This is a genomic window from Limnohabitans sp. Hippo4 (assembly GCF_003063605.1).
In the GTDB taxonomy this organism is placed as follows: Bacteria; Pseudomonadota; Gammaproteobacteria; order Burkholderiales; family Burkholderiaceae_C; genus Limnohabitans_A.
In genome coordinates, this window is the sequence record NZ_NESE01000001.1 from 219,913 (window position 1) to 237,402 (window position 17,490).

15 protein-coding genes are annotated in these 17,490 nt (G+C 52.4%); 9 read left to right on the top strand and 6 right to left on the bottom strand.

From position 1 onward, the window contains the following. Nucleotides 1-3 precede the first annotated feature (3 nt). Complete coding sequence (tolB, locus tag B9Z46_RS00950; protein WP_369907399.1) at nucleotides 4-1,287, bottom strand: Tol-Pal system beta propeller repeat protein TolB; 1,284 nt, start codon at nucleotides 1,285-1,287, stop codon at nucleotides 4-6. A gap of 78 nt (nucleotides 1,288-1,365) precedes the next feature. On the opposite strand from tolB, the gene msbA reads away from it, so the two are divergent. Then, entirely contained in the window at nucleotides 1,366-3,183 is a 1,818-nt protein-coding gene (gene msbA, locus B9Z46_RS00955; protein ID WP_108254224.1) for a lipid A export permease/ATP-binding protein MsbA, read from the top strand. On the opposite strand, the gene rng is transcribed toward msbA, so the two are convergent. The 5 genes from rng to gcvA form a co-directional block, all read right to left on the bottom strand. Beyond that, complete coding sequence (rng, locus tag B9Z46_RS00960) at nucleotides 3,180-4,655, bottom strand: ribonuclease G (protein ID WP_055360702.1); 1,476 nt, start codon at nucleotides 4,653-4,655, stop codon at nucleotides 3,180-3,182. The genes msbA and rng overlap by 4 nt on opposite strands. Nucleotides 4,656-4,675: 20 nt before the next feature. Continuing rightward, a complete protein-coding gene (locus B9Z46_RS00965) occupies nucleotides 4,676-4,960 on the bottom strand; it encodes a DUF4936 family protein (protein WP_055360701.1) in 285 nt (94 codons plus the stop codon). A 9-nt stretch (nucleotides 4,961-4,969) separates the two neighbouring features. Next, nucleotides 4,970-5,569: a UbiX family flavin prenyltransferase gene (locus tag B9Z46_RS00970; protein ID WP_055360700.1), complete on the bottom strand. Its 600-nt coding sequence runs from the start codon at nucleotides 5,567-5,569 to the stop codon at nucleotides 4,970-4,972. A gap of 23 nt (nucleotides 5,570-5,592) precedes the next feature. Continuing rightward, nucleotides 5,593-7,224, bottom strand: coding sequence for a UbiD family decarboxylase (locus tag B9Z46_RS00975; RefSeq protein ID WP_108254225.1), 1,632 nt, complete (start codon nucleotides 7,222-7,224; stop codon nucleotides 5,593-5,595). A gap of 76 nt (nucleotides 7,225-7,300) precedes the next feature. Beyond that, nucleotides 7,301-8,248 (bottom strand): transcriptional regulator GcvA, encoded by a 948-nt coding sequence (gcvA, locus tag B9Z46_RS00980; protein ID WP_108254226.1) that lies wholly within the window; start codon nucleotides 8,246-8,248, stop codon nucleotides 7,301-7,303. Between the two features lie 166 nt (nucleotides 8,249-8,414). Between gcvA and B9Z46_RS00985 the strand changes: the two genes are divergently transcribed. From B9Z46_RS00985 to B9Z46_RS01020, 8 genes are read left to right on the top strand one after another with little or no spacing between them, the layout of a single operon-like run. Further along, entirely contained in the window at nucleotides 8,415-9,302 is an 888-nt protein-coding gene (locus B9Z46_RS00985; protein WP_158268377.1) for a xanthine dehydrogenase family protein subunit M, read from the top strand. A 12-nt stretch (nucleotides 9,303-9,314) separates the two neighbouring features. Further along, nucleotides 9,315-9,821, top strand: a complete 507-nt coding sequence (locus tag B9Z46_RS00990; RefSeq protein ID WP_304597960.1) for a (2Fe-2S)-binding protein — start codon at nucleotides 9,315-9,317, stop codon at nucleotides 9,819-9,821. A 2-nt stretch (nucleotides 9,822-9,823) separates the two neighbouring features. Next, nucleotides 9,824-12,220, top strand: coding sequence for a xanthine dehydrogenase family protein molybdopterin-binding subunit (locus tag B9Z46_RS00995; protein ID WP_199220516.1), 2,397 nt, complete (start codon nucleotides 9,824-9,826; stop codon nucleotides 12,218-12,220). Between the two features lie 17 nt (nucleotides 12,221-12,237). Continuing rightward, a complete protein-coding gene (locus tag B9Z46_RS01000) occupies nucleotides 12,238-13,065 on the top strand; it encodes an alpha/beta fold hydrolase (protein ID WP_108254229.1) in 828 nt (275 codons plus the stop codon). Further along, entirely contained in the window at nucleotides 13,062-13,793 is a 732-nt protein-coding gene (locus B9Z46_RS01005) for an enoyl-CoA hydratase/isomerase family protein (RefSeq protein WP_158268378.1), read from the top strand. The genes B9Z46_RS01000 and B9Z46_RS01005 overlap by 4 nt, the downstream gene beginning before the upstream one ends. Nucleotides 13,794-13,817: 24 nt before the next feature. Then, on the top strand, nucleotides 13,818-14,462 hold the full coding sequence (locus B9Z46_RS01010; RefSeq protein WP_082466767.1) for a carbon monoxide dehydrogenase subunit G: 645 nt from the start codon (nucleotides 13,818-13,820) through the stop codon (nucleotides 14,460-14,462). 33 nt (nucleotides 14,463-14,495) lie between these two features. Next, entirely contained in the window at nucleotides 14,496-15,632 is a 1,137-nt protein-coding gene (locus tag B9Z46_RS01015; RefSeq protein WP_108254231.1) for an ABC transporter substrate-binding protein, read from the top strand. Nucleotides 15,633-15,648: 16 nt separating this feature from the next. Continuing rightward, on the top strand, nucleotides 15,649-17,481 hold the full coding sequence (locus tag B9Z46_RS01020) for a UbiD family decarboxylase (protein ID WP_108254232.1): 1,833 nt from the start codon (nucleotides 15,649-15,651) through the stop codon (nucleotides 17,479-17,481). Nucleotides 17,482-17,490: the final 9 nt, after the last annotated feature.

Sequence of the window (17,490 nt, forward strand, 5' to 3'; positions counted from 1 at the left end):
AAATTATCGGTAAGGACCCCAGGCAGGCTCACGAATGTCACCACTTTGTCCGGACAACTTGGCTTTGATCTTGCCGTCCAGTGTGCTGGTCATGAGCGCCTCACGTCCTTGAAACACGGTGGCAAAAACAATCAACTTGCTGTTGGGTGCAAAGCTAGGGCGCTCATCTGCTGTGGTGTCAGTGATGGCGCTGGACTGGCCGGTGCTCAAGTTCATCACTTGAACTTTGAACTGCCCCCCAACGCGGCTGATGTAAGTCAACCACCGCCCATCTGGGCTAAGTGCGGGTGAGATATTGTAACTTCCACCAAATGTCACTCTTTCGACCGAGCCGCCTGTGGCTGACATTCTGTAAATCTGGGGGCTGCCACCACGGTCGGACACAAAATAGATTTTGGAGCCATCCTGGGTGTAAGTGGGTTCGGTGTCGATGCCTGCATTTTGGGTCAGCCGTTTGGCCTCGCCTGAACTCACATCAATTTGGTACAACTGTGAACCACCATCTCGGCTCAGTGTGGCCAACAGAGTGCGACTGTCTGGCGACCAAGCAGGCGCACTGTTGGAGCCCTTGAAATTGGCCATGACCTTGCGCTTGCCCGTGGCCAATTCGTGAACATAAATAACCGGCTTGCGCGACTCAAAAGAAACATAAGCCAGTTGCGTGCCCTTAGGAGACCAGGATGGCGAAATGATGGGCTCTGAGCTTGTTAAAGCCGACTGTGCGTTTTCACCGTCTGAGTCGGCAATCCAAAGGCTGTACTTTCCCGTGGTTTTGGTGATGTAGGCAATTCGAGTTGCGAAAACACCCTTCTCTCCGGTCAGTTTTTCATAGACCCAATCGGCCAGGCGGTGGGATGACAGTCTCAGATCAGCCGCAGCAACCGTTTCACGGTAATCCCCACGGTCTTGACCCGCCACCACATCCCATAATTTGGCGCGAACCTCATAACGTCCATCGGCCAATCGCGTGGCGCTTCCGGACACCAAGGCATCCGCATTTTTTTGCCGCATCTGAGGAAAATCGGGACGGCTTAATTCGTCCATTGCGACCCCAGTCATGGGGATGGCTCTGAATTGGCCGCTTCTCTCCAAATCGGCCAAAACGATGGCAGAGGTTTTCTGCGGTGCCGCATCTTCACCTTTGAATGTGGCAATGGCAATGGGTACTTGTGTCATCCCAACGCCTGACACTTCAACTTTGAACTGCGCCAATGCCGCCGTTGAAAAACACAACAAGGCCAGGCTCAAAATGCCCAACTGCCGCTTGGAATGAGAAAAATGGGTCAAAAGTGAGGTCTTCTTCATACGTAAAGTCTGCCAAAACACCGCTAATTTAGCATTGTGACACGCAGTAAAATCAAAATAATGACACAAGCTGCCACAGAGACCGCATCCAAGGAAATTTCATTCCTCAAAAGGATGCTTCGCCTATGGCCCTTTTTTGGCCAACAACGAGCCGTTTGGTTCTTGGCCATCACTGCCACCGTCGTGGCAGCCTGCACTGAGCCCCTTATCCCCGCCCTTTTCAAACCCCTACTGGACGAGGGATTTTCAGAAAAATCGCTGCCACTCTGGTGGGTGCCCATTGCCGTGATTGGCATCTTTCTCATTCGCGGGCTGGCTTTTTTTGTGTCGCAATATGCCTTGGCCCGAATCGCCAACGATGGCATGCAAGCATTGCGTGAAGCCTTGTTTCAGCGACTGATTCAAGCCGAAATGTCTATTTTCGGCAAACAATCTGCCAGCACGCTCTCCAACACCCTGGTCTACGAGGTGCAAAACGGCGCTACGCAATTGATTTCTGCACTGCTGGGTTTGTCGCGCGACGGCTTTACCTTGCTGGCCTTGATTGCTTATTTGATGTTCCTTAATTGGAAGCTGACCTTGGTTGTGTTTGTGGTGGTCCCCGGCTCAGCCTGGATCATGAAGAAGCTGTCCAAGCGACTCTACGGACTCACGCGTGACAGTCAGGCCGCTACCGATGAGTTGGCCTACGTGGTGGAAGAAAACGTCTTGGCGCACCGCATCATTCGACTTCATGGCGCTCAAAATTCACAAACATCCAGGTTTCAAATTCTCAGCCAACGCCTCAGAAGCTTGGCACTGAAATCCACCATTGCGTCAGCCGCCATGTCGCCCTTGACGCAATTGATGGCTGCTGTGGCCCTGTCTTCCGTGCTGGTGATTGCACTGATTCAAAGTCGCAGTGGCCTTCAAGGCGCCACAGTTGGCGGTTTTGTGGCCTTCATCACGGCCATGCTGATGCTGGTGTCTCCCATCAAACGACTTGCCGACATTGCCACACCCATCACAAGAGGTTTGGCTGCCCTTGAACGAGGCTTGCAACTTCTAGAAGAAGTGGCAGTTGAAAGCGAATCCGCCGACGAGACCAACGCGGGGCAGGCTTCAACGCAAAAGGCTTTCAATGCCGCGTCGCAGCCCATTGAATTTGAAAACGTCACCGTACAGTATCCCGGTGACGCACCTGCTGCGCTTCTCAATTTCAACTTGAAAATAAATGCCGGTGAAACCATTGCATTTGTCGGCCCATCGGGATCTGGCAAAACCACCTTGGTGAATTTGCTGCCCAAGTTTGTGCTGCCATCCCAAGGGCAAATCAAGCTCAGTGGCGTCGACATCGCAAGCTGGCCATTGACGGCATTGCGATCCCAATTTGCCATGGTGAGCCAAGATGTGGTGATGCTCAATGACACGGTGGGTGCCAACATTGCACTGGGCCAAGAGATCGACAAGCAACGGGTCATGGCATGCTTGAAAGCGGCCAATCTGTCCGAACACATTGAGCGACTTCCATCCGGAATCGACACGGTGCTAGGCCACAATGCCACGCAGCTTTCGGGCGGTCAAAGACAACGTTTGGCCATTGCACGGGCGCTTTACAAAGACGCCCCCATTTTGATTTTGGATGAGGCCACCTCTGCACTCGACAATGAATCAGAACGACTGGTGCAAGAAGCCTTGCACAACCTGATGAAGGGTCGTACGACCTTGATCATTGCGCACCGCTTGTCGACCATTGAGCATGCCGATCGCGTGGTGGTCATGGCCCAAGGTGAAATTGTTGAACAAGGGCGACATGCCGACTTGATTAATTCAGGCGGTGCTTATTCAAGACTGCAACACAAAGGCGACATGGGGTCATCGCCAAATGAGACACATTAGAGCAAGACAATATCGTATTGCTCTTGTCCCATGACCGACTCACTTTGCAATGAAATCGGTTTTGCAATGAAGTCAGAAAGCGCAGCCAAATGTTGGCTTTCTTCGTCCAGCAACATTTCCACCACCGATGGCGAAGCCACCACCCTGAACTCGCGTGGATTGAACTGTCTGGCTTCACGCAAAATTTCACGCAGGATGTCATAGACAACGGTTCGCGTTGTTTTAACACTGCCCTTGCCTTCACAACTGGGGCAAGGCTCGCACAGCATGTGCGATAAAGATTCTCGTGTGCGTTTGCGCGTCATTTCCAGCAAACCCAACTGTGAAAAGCCACCCGCCATTGTTTTAACGCGGTCTCTGGCCAATTGCTTTTTGAACTCATCTAACACTGCGCTCTGATGTTCTTCGCGGGCCATGTCGATGAAGTCAACAATGATGATGCCGCCCAAATTTCGAAGGCGCAATTGGCGCGCAATGGCGTGCGCCGCCTCTAAATTGGTTTTGAAAATGGTGTCGTCAAAATTGCGCGCGCCCACATAAGCACCCGTGTTGACGTCCACCGTGGTCAATGCCTCGGTTTGGTCAATGATCAAATAACCACCCGATTTCAAATCCACCCTTCGACCCAAAGCTTTGGCGACTTCTTCGTCAATGGCGTACAAGTCAAAGATGGGGCGCTCACCCTTGTACAGTTGAAGGCGCGCAGCAGCAGCAGGCATGAATTCTTTGGCAAATGTCAGCAAGCCATCAAACTGCTCTTTGGAATCAATGCGAATGGTTTGCGTTGACTCAGACACCAAATCACGCAACACCCGTTGCAGCAAAGTTAAATCTTGATGCAACAAAGACTGAACAGGAAGCCGCGTCGAAGCATCTTTGATGCGGGCCCACGTTTTTCGCAGATAAGCAATGTCATCGGCAAGCTCTGCGTCACTGGAGTCCTCAGCATTGGTTCTGAGGATAAAGCCACCGCCTTGATTGCCGACCAAGTTTTGCAAACGCTGACGAAGCGCATCCCGTTGTTCAGTAGGGATTTTTTGTGAGACCCCAATGTGATCATCTTGCGGCAAGAAAACCAAATGTCGCCCGGCAATACTGATTTGGGTGGAGAGCCGTGCGCCTTTTGTGCCAATGGGATCCTTGACCACTTGAACCATCAAGGCCTGCCCCTCAAACACTTGTTTTTCAATGGGCACCAAAGGCTGCGAACTTCTGGCAACTTGAGGGGGCTCGCCCTCGGGTTGCCTTTGCCAGACATCGGCCACATGAAGGAAGGCCGCACGCTCAAGGCCAATGTCGATGAAAGCCGACTGCATGCCCGGCAAGACCCTTGCCACTTTGCCTAGGTAAATATTGCCCACCAAGCCACGCTCGAGGGACCGCTCGACATGCAGTTCTTGAACAGCGCCTAATTCGACCACGGCAACGCGTGTTTCCTGCGGGGACCAATTGATCAAAATGTCTTGTTGCATGCTGCTTTTCTAACAGATTTTTATCGCAATGGGATAAAAAACTCAGCCATTCTTTTTGGCGGTAAGCCATGCGCAATGGCCAAAGCTGCAATGCTGTCCATGATTTCTTGCGTGACGCCTTTTTCGTGGCTGTAAATTTCCATCCAAGTTTCAATGCCCTCTGGCGTGGCTTCTGGTCTTTGCATCAACGATGTACTGAGGCCAGACCACTTTTGCCTCAGTTCATTTTGGAAAGCTTCAACTTGGGGTCGCCACTTGTCGTGTTCTGTGACTGGCAATTTGTAATACACGAACAAGGTTTGCATGGTGACTCTTTATTTGTTTTGGCCCATGCCAGCCCAGCGGCTGACCAGCGCGGTTTCGATGTCAAACAAATCCAAGCAACGGCCCACGGTGTGATTGACCATGTCGTCAATGGAGTTGGGGCGTGCGTACAGCGCTGGCACAGGCGGCATCAAGATAGCCCCGTTTTCAGAGGCTTGAAGCATGGTGCGAATGTGACCTGTATGAAGCGGTGTTTCGCGAACCAACAAGACCAAGCGACGACGCTCCTTGAGAACCACATCCGCGGCACGAGACAACAAACCACCCGTCATGCCATACGCAATTTCTGACAAAGACTTGATGGAGCAAGGTGCGACCACCATGCCCATGGTTTTGAAGGAACCCGACGAGATGGTGGCACCAATGTTTTTGGCGCTGTGGACTTCTGTGGCCAAGGCTTCAACCTCTTTCACACTCATGTCCAACTCGGTGGCCAAGGTCATGCGAGCCGAGTCACTCATCACCAGGTGCGTCTCAACGTCAGAATGCTGCAGAACCTGCAGCAAGCGAACACCATAAACAATGCCAGAAGCACCACTGATGCCGACGATCAATCGTCTTTTTGTTGAGGAGTTTGTGGTCTGTGTCATGGTGTTTCAGGGTTCTGTGACATTCAAACTTCGTCAGGTCTGAATTTGGACTCAGCTTTGACATCGTTGCGCTGATGTTTCAAGCTGATCTTGCCATTCTCTAAATAACGGCCTGTGGCTGCCCGTTCTGCGGCTTCGTCCCACTGGGGCAACCAATCGCCCAAAGAGTAACCAAACCATGGCGCTTGCGGGCGTAATTTGGGCAAGCCCAATTCTTCCCAAATGGCTTTGGATCGCTCCATGTAGGGCTGAGTCGGCAAAGCCAAAGGCGGCATGTCGCCTTTCATGGTGGCGTCCATCAGCAAAGTCGAATCTTCTTCGCCATCGTTTTCGCGCTTAGGGCCATGACCTTGTCCACGGTGGTCCAAAGTACGAACGTCAGCAACGGGGTTCATTCGGTAAGCCATGGCCCAAAGCAAAGCATCCGCGTTGTCTGGATCGATGTCTTCATTGACCGCAATCACAATCTTGCCGCAGTCGCCTTTGAAAAAAGCAGCGCCATACAAGGCGCGCCAAATTTCTGTTTTGGGGGTGGTCTTCTCAAAGGTCACGATGGTGACGCGCAGCAAACCCGTGAGGGGTTCATGCAAAGACACCTTCTTCACGCCGCGAATGCCCAAAGAACTTCGCAAATGTGCCAAGAACAAAGGCTCGTAGGCCACGCGCTTGATCACGCTGGATTCGCTTGGCGCCACTTGGCTGATGTAAGAAGGAATGACTGGCTTGAATCGATGTGTGATGGCCGTGATTTTCATGGGAAGGTTGTACTCTTCCAACGCAACGTGGCCATGTGATTCACCAAAGGGTGCCTCAGGCTCGAGCATGTCCAAGTCGATCTGGCCTTCGATCACAATTTCAGCTTGAGCGGGAACACGCAAATCAACGGTGCGGCCCTTGGTGATTTGAATGGGGACGCCAGCCAAGCCGCCAGCCACATCAAATTCATCCATGCCAATTGGCAATTTTTGCGGCCCCATAAAAGCCACATAAGGCGGACATCCCAAGACCACTGCACAAGGCATGGTTTTGTGACCCGCTTTTTTCCAAGCTTGGTAATGCAAATAACCCCCTGCACCCCCAACACGAGTGGCCATGCGAACCACCATGCGGTCGGGCGCCTTCAAGGCGCAACGGTAGGTGCCCATGTTTTGAACACCTGTTTCGGGATCGACCGTGATCACATTGGTCGCCGTCAAAGTGGGCGCACTGTCGAAACCAGGGGTTGAGATAGGAATGGGCAACATGTCAAGGCCATGTCCCTCACCTTGCAGATCATCGCCTTCATGGATCACTTCCTGACACTCGGCTTTGTCCACCATTTGCGGTGGAATGGGATTGGCGATGGCCTTGTCCCAATGCGCTTGAATGTCTTCGACTGAAGACCCCATGCCCACACTGTAAATTTCGCGGTTGGCAGCCAAGGCACCGACCACCACGGGAATGTCGTAACGGCGACCCTGCGCATTGACGATGTTGGTAAAGAGAAAAGCTTTGCGTTCTGCTTCGTCCATGCCACCCACAAATTGCCAACGAACCAGGGGGTGTAATTCTGAGTCTTTGTCGATGGGACGATCAATGACTTGCAACAAGCCTCGTTGTTTCAGGCTTTCCAAATGATCGTGGAGGTCGGGGTAACCGGTTTGTGTTTGACTCATGACTGCAAATTCAATATGAAGCTTGAATGATGCACGCAATGTTTTTGAAATGCATCAGACCAAACCCGAGAAATACTCACACAGCAGAATGGCCAGAAATGGTCCATCCCATGGTCTCGGCCAATTGATCAATTGACTGTTCGGTGTCTTGGCCTTCTTTCAGCAACCATTCACAGAAACCTTCAATGACGGGACTCTCTTGTGAGCTGAGGGGCGCATTGGCGTAATAGCGACGCTGTCGCGCGCCCAACAAACCAAAGGGCGCGCACAGTCGACCTGCAATGATGTCGTCTGCCACCAAAAAGAGAGGCACCAACACCACGCCCAAACCTTCTGCGGCGGCCTGCAATGCAAAGTACATCTGCTCAAACTGCAAGGTGTGAGAGACGCGCAAATCGGCCTGACCCGCCATTGGCAGCCACTCGGACCAAGCCATCGGTTCGGTGTCGTAGCTGATCAGGGTGTGATCCTTCAAGTATTGCGGGTCAGACAACCTGTCTTGTTCCATGAGGTCTGGGTGACAAATCGGCACAATGGTTTCCGTCATGAAGGGCACCGACAGCATGCCAGGCAAAGGCTGATGAGAGCCCCGAATGGCAACGTCGTAAACACGGTCCTCAAAATTAACGGGTGCAGTTGATGTGGTGAGCTTCACTTCCACCCCACCCCTGCGCCTTTGGAACGCAGAAATACGGGGAATGAGCCAACGCATGGTGAAAGTGGGCGGTGCACTGATGCGCAAAGCAGTTGGCTCGGTTTGCTCCAGCAATTGCATGGACGTGACGGCAATTCGGTCCAATGCAGGCGTGACCGCCGCCAAAAAGGTGCGCCCTGCATCGGTCAGGCTGAGCTGAGACTGCGCACGATTGAACAACGTGGTGCCCAACCAGGTTTCCAGTGTGGCCACTTGTTTACTGACCGCACCGTGTGTGACAAAAAGTTCTTTGGCGGCTTTCGTGAAGCTGACATGGCGTGCGGCCGCCTCAAAAGCCCGCACCGCATTCAAAGGAGGAAGTTTTCTCATACCGCTATCTTACATAAGCTTTAGATTTCTTGCTTGGATGTGAGTTTTCCTCGAAGTCGGTGAAATAAACTGATTTGCATCGCCCTTTTAATGGGCTGAAACTGTCAAGACATTCAAAGGAGTCCTGCGTGAGAAAAAGCAAGTTGTCGAAAAGGAGTGCATGCGCATGAAAGCCGCACCCTTTGACTACGTGAGAGCTGACTCACTGTCTCACGCCTTAGAGACATTGAACCAGTTCGGCGGAGACGCCAAGTTGATAGCGGGCGGCCAAAGCTTGGTGCCCATGATGGCCATGCGACTGGCCAGGCCCACCTGCCTAATTGACATCAACCGCTTAAACAGCCTGAAAGACATCCAATTGCAAGCGCACGAAGTGAAACTGGGCGCAAGCGTGAGGCAACGTGATTTGGAGTTTCACCCCCAACTGAACTCCCACTTGCCATTGATCGCAAAAGGCATTCAATGGGTGGGTCATGAGCAAACTCGCAACCGCGGCACCGTGGGTGGCAGTTTGGTCCATGCCGATCCTTCCGCAGAACTGGCATTGGCCGCTTTGGTATTGGATGTGCGTTTGCAACTCGAATCGCAAACGGACGGCGTGCGAACATTACAGGCAGCTGATTTCTTTTTAGGCCCCATGTTCACCGCAGTAGGAGAAACAGAAGCTTTGACCGACATCACTTGGCCCGTATGGCAAGGAGGTCGCATCGGAACCGCCTTTGAAGAAACGGCCATCCGAAAAGGTGATTTTGCAATGGCCTCAGCAGCTTGCCAAATTCAAACCTCAGCAGATGGTGCCATCACGAAAATCAGTTTTGGCCTGGGTGGCATCGATGGCACGCCTTTGGTTTACCCAGAATTGGCCGCCTCGCTGATGGGTCAAAACATGACCCCAGAACTTGCGCAGCACATTGCACATGCAGCTGCACAGCAAAGCCAGCCCGGTAGCGACATGCACGCATCGGCTGAATACAGAAAACATTTGGCGCAAGCCCTGTTGACACGCGCCCTGCTGAGCGCCTACCAGGAATCACTGAATGCGCAAGCCGCTTAAAGATCGATGACCATGAGCACCCCTACAAGTAACAACACACGCATCGATAAGAAGCCGATTCAAATTCAAGTGAACGGCGTGATGCAACAACGACACGTTGAACCTCGAACCAGCTTGGTCGATTTCCTGCGCGATGAACTGGGCCTCACTGGTACGCATGTGGGTTGTGAGCATGGCGTTTGTGGCGCATGCACCGTAATGCTCAATGACGAACCCGTTCGCTCTTGCTGCATGTTTGCAGTTCAAGCCGATGACATGCGTGTCACAACCGTTGAAGGCTTGGCACCAGAGCGTGGCGTCATGACCAAAATTCAAGATGCCTTTTGCGAAAAACATGCCCTGCAATGCGGCTACTGCACCCCTGGCATGCTGATGGCTTGCCACGCGTTGGTTGCGCACAATCCGCACCCAACTGAAGATCAAGTGCGCGATGCCATCAGCAGCAACATCTGCCGCTGCACTGGTTACCAACAGATCGTGGATGCCGTGATGTACGCCACGCAAGTTGAGAAGAAATGACCATGAACAAAGCACCTTTTCGATTCATTGGCAAACACCGCAGAGCGGTAGAGCACAAACGCTTTGTCGTGGGCAAAGGCCGGTATGCCGCCGACATTCAATTGCCCGGCATGTTGCACATTGCTTTGGTGGCGTCCCCCTATGCAAGCGCCAAAATCAAAAACATCGATGCATCTGAAGCCTTGGCCATGCCTGGCGTTCATGCCGTATTAACAGGGGAAGAGTTATGTCGCCACATTGACGCCATGCTGCCTGGCGTTGATGCCCCTCAAGTGACACGTTACCCCTTGGCATTCGACGTGACGCGTTATGCGGGAGAATGGGTTGCGGCTGTTGTGGCTGACAGCAGGGCTTTGGCAGAAGATGCCGCCGAGTTGGTCAATGTCGATTACGAACAATTGCCATGTGTTGTGGATCCGCAAGAAGCCTTGAAACCCAACGCAACTTTGGTGCACCCTGCACATGGAACCAACGTCATTTTTCACAGAAAATTTGTCTGGGGTCCGGTTGAAGAAGATTTCGCCAAATGCGACCATCAACTGAGCTACCAAGTAAGTTGGGCGCGCAATGCCACCGTGCCCATTGAAACCTTTGCTGTTGCATGTCAATGGAATGATTCAACAGGCATTCTGGATGTATGGGCGTCCATTCAAATGCCGAAGTTTCCTGACCAAGTGGCCAAGGCACTGCGCTTACCTGGCAATGCTGTTCGCGTGCACTTCGATGTGGATGTCGGTGGCAGTTATGGCGTGAAACGCGGCTTGAAGCATTCCATTTTGGTCGGCTATTTGGCCAAAAAATTAGGCCGCCCAGTCAGACTGGTTGAAGACCGATTAGAAAACATGCGCGGTGGCGATATGCAGGGCCCTGATCGCGTGTTCGATGTCACGCTGGGTTTTCAAAAGAACGGCGAAATCAAATCCATGAAGATGCGCGCAGTCGATGACATTGGCGCTTATTCTGGCAGGTCCCCCCTTCAATTGGGCAAACCCGTTGGCGCCATTGTGGGCCCTTATCGAATCCTGAGCGTGGAATATGACGCCATGGCTGTGATGACCCACAAAACGCCACAAGAGGCGGTGCGTGGGTTTGGACAAGCACCGACCAATTACGCCCTAGAAACGGGCATCGACAAAGTAGCGCGTTTCCTCAACATGGACCGCATTGCTTTGCGCCGTGTTAATTTGATTGGCAAGGATGAGTTTCCTTACCTCATTCCTAGTGGCACCCACTACGACTCGGGTGACTACGACACGGTCATGACCAAAGCTTTGAACACAGCGGCTTTCGAAGACTTGCTGAAAGAGCGTGATCACTTGCGCTCACAAGGCCAATTGGCAGGCATTGGCATTTCCACATGCTTGGAGCCTTCTGGCGGCAACTCCTCTTTCGAGCCTTTGTTCAATCCTAAAAACCAAACCACCACTTGGATGGACTCGTGTTTGGTGCGTGTCGATTTGTCGGGTGCCATCACGGCGTTGATGGGCACATCTACTTCGGGTCAAGCCCACGAAACCATGGTGTCAACTGTGGTGGGCGAAGTCTTGCAAAAAGAGCCCGATGGCATTCGCGTGTTGCATGCTGACTCGCTCAACGCCCTGCCCTCCAACAGTCCAGTAGGCAGTCGCATGGCCATCATGTTGGGTGGTGCGGCCGCTGGCGCTGCCAAAAAAATCAAACAAAAACTATTGACAATTGCGGCACACAACTTGGGTGTTGCGGTTGAAGACTTGGTCTATGAAGACGGGCATGTGCACGTCACGAACAACCCATCTCAAAAAATGTCATGGGATACCTTGGTCGAAATTGCACACCGTCACTTTCACAAGCTCCCCGAAGGCATGGAGCCAGGACTGCAAGAAAAGTTTGTATGGGAAGTTCCCACTGGCGGCATGCTGCCGACTGAAGATGGTCGCGTACAAATGTACCCTTGCCATTCATTTGAATCGCATGTGGTGTTGGCCAGCATCGATCCAGAAACTTGCAAAGTTAGCATTCGCAAATATGTGTGCGGTCACGATTGCGGCGTGATGATCAGTCCCGACGTGGTGCATGGCATGACCTATGGCGGCATTGCCCATGGCTTGGGTGCGGCGCTGATGGAAAAGTTTGCATTTTCCCCCGAAGGCCAGTTGTTGTCGGGGACCTTCATGGACTACCTGTTGCCATCCTCTGCAGAGGTGCCCGCCATCACCATCGTGGACCACTGCACCCCCTCACCGCTCACCGAGTTTGGCCAAAAAGGCTCTGGTGAAGCCGGCTATTTGGGAAGTCCAGCCGCCATTGCGAGCGCCGTGAACGACGCCCTGTCGACACAAGGCGCCAAGATCGACCACTTGCCCATGACACCGCAAGCCATTTGGACCGCGCTGAATGTTGCGCGATCTGCACAAGCTTAAAAGGACAGTTGATTGAAATGACACATCAAAGTAAAACACAATTTGTTTCGGGACCTGCAGGAAAAATTGCAGTTCACACGCAAGGTTCTGAAACAGGTCCAGCGGTCATCCTGACGCATTCCATCCTGTCGTCCAGCATGATGTGGTTAGAGCAAGCCTATCTGCTATCTTCGTCTGGTTGGCGTGTGATCGCCATCGACACGCGCGGCCATGGCCAATCCGAATGCCAGTCAGTGATGTGCACGATGGACGACTTGGTGGCCGATACGCTGGCCGTGATGGATGCCATGAATATCTCCAAGGCCCACTACATGGGCTTGTCGCTGGGCGGCATGAGCGGTGTGGGTCTGGGCATCCAACATGCCGATCGCTTGCTGAGCATGGTGCTCTGTGATTGCAGAGCCGACATGCCCTCCCCGATGGGCGATGTTTGGAATGATCGAATCACGAGCGCCATCACAGAAGGTTGCCAGTCATTGGCCGTCGCCACCACAGAACGATGGTTTGGTGTGCCCTTCCTTGAAGCCAATGAAGTGGTTGGAAAAGCCTTCCGTCAAACCATTGCAAGTACCACAGCCTCAGGCTTTGTCAGCTGCGCCCGTGCCATTCAAGGTCTCGACTATTTGGATCAAGTGTCGCACATCAAGGTGCCCACCACCTTGATCGTGGGCGCCAAGGACGGTCCATTGCCACAGGCCATGCAAGACATGCAACAGCGAATTACGGGTGCCAAGCTCGAAGTCATACCGGATGCAGGCCATCTTCCCAACATCGATCAGTCCGTTTTATTCAACGCAGCAATGATGCGTCACTTTTTTCAAAACCCAGCATGGAGTCAAGCATGAGCGATCAGATCCAAATTCAACAAGATGGCCGCATTTTGCGCATCACTTTTAACCGCCCAGAAGGCAACGGTGTGTCCGACAGCATGGCAGCCGCCTTGTCAGATGCCGTCATGAAGGCACATGAAACATCTGATTGCGTGGTCCTTCGCAGCGTAGGTCCTGACTTTTGTACCGGACGAGTTCGTGACGCAGACTTCCCACCTTCACCAGAAGCTTACTCACGTCGCCCCGAATACGATTCGATTTTCAACAGCTACAAAGCATTGCGCAGTTGTTTGGTGCCAGTGATTGGCGTCATTGAAGGCAAGTGCATGGGCTTTGGAACCGCCATTGCAGCTTTGTGCGATGTTTCATTTGCCAGCGACAAGGCCACCTTCAACATCCCCGAAATTGCGCACAACGTGATGCCCACCATGGTGATGTCCGCCATCTACGACCGCATGAATCGCAACGCCATTTTGTACATGGCCTATTCAGCTGACTTCATCAGCGCGGCGCAAGCTCAGTCTTACGGCATCATCAGCAATGTGGTGCCCGAAGCGCAATTGGATGCAGAATTGAATCGATTCTGCGACTTATTGCTCAGCCGTCCTCGCCCTGCCATTTTGGGCTTGAAGGAGTATTTGCGTGTGGCACCCCGCATGGACGAACAAGGTGCCATTGACTATGCGCGCAGCTTGCATTCCATGGTCAACACTTCCGCGGCCATGAAGAAAAAAGCCCACTGATTTTTTTGACACAGAAAGCACGCCATGGAAATACTGGGCCAACAACTGATTGCAGCGCCACGCCAAAGGGTGTGGGATGCATTGAACGATCCCGTCATTTTGAAGGCCAGCTTGCCGGGCTGTGAGTCCGTCGAGCGCGTCACACCAGACGAGTTTCGTGTGGTCATCAAAACGGCCATTGGCCCATTGAAGGCGCGCTTTCAAGGTTCTTTGAAAATAGCCGAAGCCTCGCCGCCAGAATCTTGTGTCATGCAATTTGAAGGCCAAGGTGGTGCAGTTGGATTTGGCAAAGGCACATCTACCGTCACGCTCAAGGAAGTCCCTGAAGGGACTGAATTGTCGTATGAAGCAAAAGCACAAATTGGCGGTAAGTTGGCACAAGTGGGCTCACGCCTGATTGACAGTGTTGCCAAAAAAATGGCCGATGACTTTTTCAAGGCATTTCAAAACGAGTTGTCACCCCAAGACAACAAGACCTCTGCAACTGAAGCACCTGCAAGTGCTTCAGCAGCGCCAACGGTTGCCAATCCTTCGAAACAGCCTGTCACCACGACCTCCCTCCAACAAGGGACGTCTGCAGAAAACCCAAAGGTACCGGCTTGGTGGCTTTTTCCTGCCGCCTTGTTTGGCGCCGCGCTCATGCTGGCCGGCTCTCGCTGGATGCATTGACTTGTTTCACTGATCGTTTGAAGGAGTTACACCATGCAACAGTATTTCAACGAGCATCTCACCTTGAAGCATCGCAATGCCAAGTCTTGGCAAAGCGGCAGCCTTTTTCTCAAGGCCCTTGCATTGTCGGCATTCGCTGCCGTGTCATTCTCGGCCATGTCCCAATCGGCCAGTCCAGCAGCAAGCGTTGTCATTGCAAACAGCTTGATGCAATACGACAAACCCGATCGTGCAGAAAAGATTTTGGAAGCCGCCAGCAAAGAAGGCACCCTGACGCTTTACACGGCATTCAGACCTCAAGATTTGCCTCTGATCTTGGGACCCTTTGAGGCCAAATATGGCATCAAAGTGAAAGCTTGGCGCTCTGGCAGTAACAATGTGACACAGCGCGTGGTCCGAGAAGCCGCAGGCAAAAAACCCGAGGTCGATGTGATCATGATGCCCGCCAGTGAGATGGAGGCCGTCTATCGCGAGAAATTGCTCCAACCCGTCACATCACCACTGGTCAAGGACCTGATCCCCAGTGCCACCGTTTCGCACAAACAGTGGTCGACCGTCTTCATGAACGTCACCGTTCACTCTTACAACACCCAGTTGATCAAAAAAGAAGATTTGCCAAAGTCCTTCAACGACTTGTTGGATCCCAAATGGAAAGGCAAGTTGGGCGTGGAGTCCAAAGCCGAAGAGTGGTTCAGCAAAGTGGTCACCGTGATGGGTGAAGAGAAAGGCACCAAATATTTTCGAGAATTGGTCACCAAAAACGGCATGTCAGCACGCTTAGGCGCATCGCTGCTGCACAACCTGGTCATAGCGGGTGAAGTGCCATTGGCCTTAACGGTTTACATCGACTTGCCCGAGAAAGATAAGCGTGCTGGCAAACCGGTCGATTGGTTTGCACTCGACCCTGTTGTCGCGCAAGGCTTCAACATGGCCATTGCCCAAAAAGCACAGCATCCTGCCGCTGCGCTTCTTTTTTATGACTACATGCTGTCGCCAGAGACGCAAAAATTATTGGCCTCGCTGCATTACTACCCCGCCAGCACCAAAGTTGCCAACCCTTATACCAACATGAAAATTGAAGTGATTGACCCCGTGGTCACCATGGACAGCTTTGCCAAGTGGACCAAGTCTTTTGATGAGATCGTGATCAAAAATTCCAGTTCCAAATAAACACGCCAATTGACCTATGAAAAAAAGTACCCAAACTGCGTCTAAAACAGCCAAAGCGGCAAAGACGTCGAGCACGATAACACCCCAACGTGGCTACCGTGATTTGCACGAGCATTTGGCCGATCTCGATAAACAGGGTTTGTTGGTCACCATCGATCGCCCGATCAACAAAGACACCGAATTGCACCCCTTGGTTCGCTGGCAGTTTCGCGGTGGCATTGCCGAACCTGATCGCAAAGCTTTTTTGTTCACCAACGTGGTCAACGGCAAAGGCAAGAAATACGACATTCCCGTGGTGGTGGGCGCCTTGGCCGCTACTCGCAAGATTTACAGCGTGGGCATGGGCTGCAAGATTGAAGACATTGGTAAGACTTGGAGCCACGCCATTGCCAACCCCATCAAACCCCATGTCATGAAAGAAGCCCCTTGCCAGGAAATTGTGGTTCAGGGCAAAGAACTCTTAAAGCCAGGCAAAGGCGTCGACAGTTTGCCCATCCCCATTTCCACACCGGGTTGGGACAATGCGCCCTACACCACCCTCTCGCAGTACATCACCAAAGATCCCGAAACTGGCATCCAGAACATGGGCATCTACCGGGGTCAAGTGAAGTCGCCTACGCGCTTAGGCATGAACCCCTCTTTGGAAAATCAACCTGGCATTTACACCCATTGGGAAAAAGCCAAAGCCAAAGGTCAGAAATTACCAGCGGCCATCATTTTGGGTTGCCCTCCCTGCGTGGCCTTCACCTCTGCGCAAAAACTGTCGGAAGACACAGACGAGTTGCATGTTGCAGGCGGTTTGGCTGGCGCGCCAATCAATGTTGTCAAATGCAAAACCGTTGACTTGTTGGTCCCGTCAGAAGCAGAAATTGTGATTGAAGGCTACATCAACACAGAGTGGCTTGAACCCGAGGCGCCCTTTGGTGAGTCACATGGCCACGTGAACTTGCAAGAGTTCAACGCCTACATGGAAGTCACGGCCATCACACGCCGCAAAAACGCGATTTTGACGTCCATCATTTCGCAAGTGACACCTTCCGAATCAAGTTTGATCAAGCGCGTGGCCCTCGAGCCTGTTTTCCTCAATCACTTGAGCAAAGCAATGGGCATCAAAGGCGTCAAAAAAGTGGTCATGCATGAGCCACTGACCAATTTGCGCAAAGTGATCTCCATTGTGGTCGACCGAAAAATGCCACAAACAGAAGTATGGCGTGCCCTGTATGGCGCGGCATCCTTGCTGCGCTCTGGCGGCAAAATGGTCATCGCCGTCAACGAGGACATTGACCCAGACAATGCAGATGCACTGCTGTGGGCCATGAGCTACCGTGCCAATTTCGCACTCGACTTGCAGGTGCTGCAAAACCGAGATCCAGGCCACGGACCTCGCAGTCCGCGCAATGGCGGCATGGACTCTTCTTTGTTGATCGATGCCACACTCAAAGATGACTTCCCACCCATTGCATTGCCCAAGAAAGAATTCATGGAGAACGCCAAAGCCATTTGGGAAGAATTGGGCCTGCCCAAATTGAAACCAGAATCCCCTTGGTTTGGTTATTCTTTAGGCGACTGGAGCGAACGCAACGAACAAATGGCACAGCGTGCGGTCAAAGGCGACTACTTCATCACAGGCGAAGAAATTGCCAAAATGCGTCGCAATGACGTGCCCATGAACACTGAAATCAAGCACGTCATGGCCAATGAAGTTCGCAAAGCTTTGCCCGAGAAATCAAAGACGAAGGTTCAGGCTAAAGCTAAAACGCCAACGAAAACAGCAGCGAAGGCGCCATCTAAAACTTTGGCTCAAACCAGCGCAAAATCAGTGGCTCAAAAGAAGACCACCCAAAAATAACAGGTAGAG

What these genes read in the sequence shown, in the direction of transcription:
- msbA (WP_108254224.1), top strand. Translation starts at nt 1,366, where the DNA reads ATGACACAAGCTGCCACAGAGACCGCATCCAAGGAAATTTCATTCCTC.
- rng (WP_055360702.1), bottom strand. Translation starts at nt 4,655, where the DNA reads ATGCAACAAGACATTTTGATCAATTGGTCCCCGCAGGAAACACGCGTT.
- B9Z46_RS00965 (WP_055360701.1), bottom strand. Translation starts at nt 4,960, where the DNA reads ATGCAAACCTTGTTCGTGTATTACAAATTGCCAGTCACAGAACACGAC.
- B9Z46_RS00970 (WP_055360700.1), bottom strand. Translation starts at nt 5,569, where the DNA reads ATGACACAGACCACAAACTCCTCAACAAAAAGACGATTGATCGTCGGC.
- B9Z46_RS00975 (WP_108254225.1), bottom strand. Translation starts at nt 7,224, where the DNA reads ATGAGTCAAACACAAACCGGTTACCCCGACCTCCACGATCATTTGGAA.
- gcvA (WP_108254226.1), bottom strand. Translation starts at nt 8,248, where the DNA reads ATGAGAAAACTTCCTCCTTTGAATGCGGTGCGGGCTTTTGAGGCGGCC.
- B9Z46_RS00985 (WP_158268377.1), top strand. Translation starts at nt 8,415, where the DNA reads ATGAAAGCCGCACCCTTTGACTACGTGAGAGCTGACTCACTGTCTCAC.
- B9Z46_RS00990 (WP_304597960.1), top strand. Translation starts at nt 9,315, where the DNA reads ATGAGCACCCCTACAAGTAACAACACACGCATCGATAAGAAGCCGATT.
- B9Z46_RS00995 (WP_199220516.1), top strand. Translation starts at nt 9,824, where the DNA reads ATGAACAAAGCACCTTTTCGATTCATTGGCAAACACCGCAGAGCGGTA.
- B9Z46_RS01000 (WP_108254229.1), top strand. Translation starts at nt 12,238, where the DNA reads ATGACACATCAAAGTAAAACACAATTTGTTTCGGGACCTGCAGGAAAA.
- B9Z46_RS01005 (WP_158268378.1), top strand. Translation starts at nt 13,062, where the DNA reads ATGAGCGATCAGATCCAAATTCAACAAGATGGCCGCATTTTGCGCATC.
- B9Z46_RS01010 (WP_082466767.1), top strand. Translation starts at nt 13,818, where the DNA reads ATGGAAATACTGGGCCAACAACTGATTGCAGCGCCACGCCAAAGGGTG.
- B9Z46_RS01015 (WP_108254231.1), top strand. Translation starts at nt 14,496, where the DNA reads ATGCAACAGTATTTCAACGAGCATCTCACCTTGAAGCATCGCAATGCC.
- B9Z46_RS01020 (WP_108254232.1), top strand. Translation starts at nt 15,649, where the DNA reads ATGAAAAAAAGTACCCAAACTGCGTCTAAAACAGCCAAAGCGGCAAAG.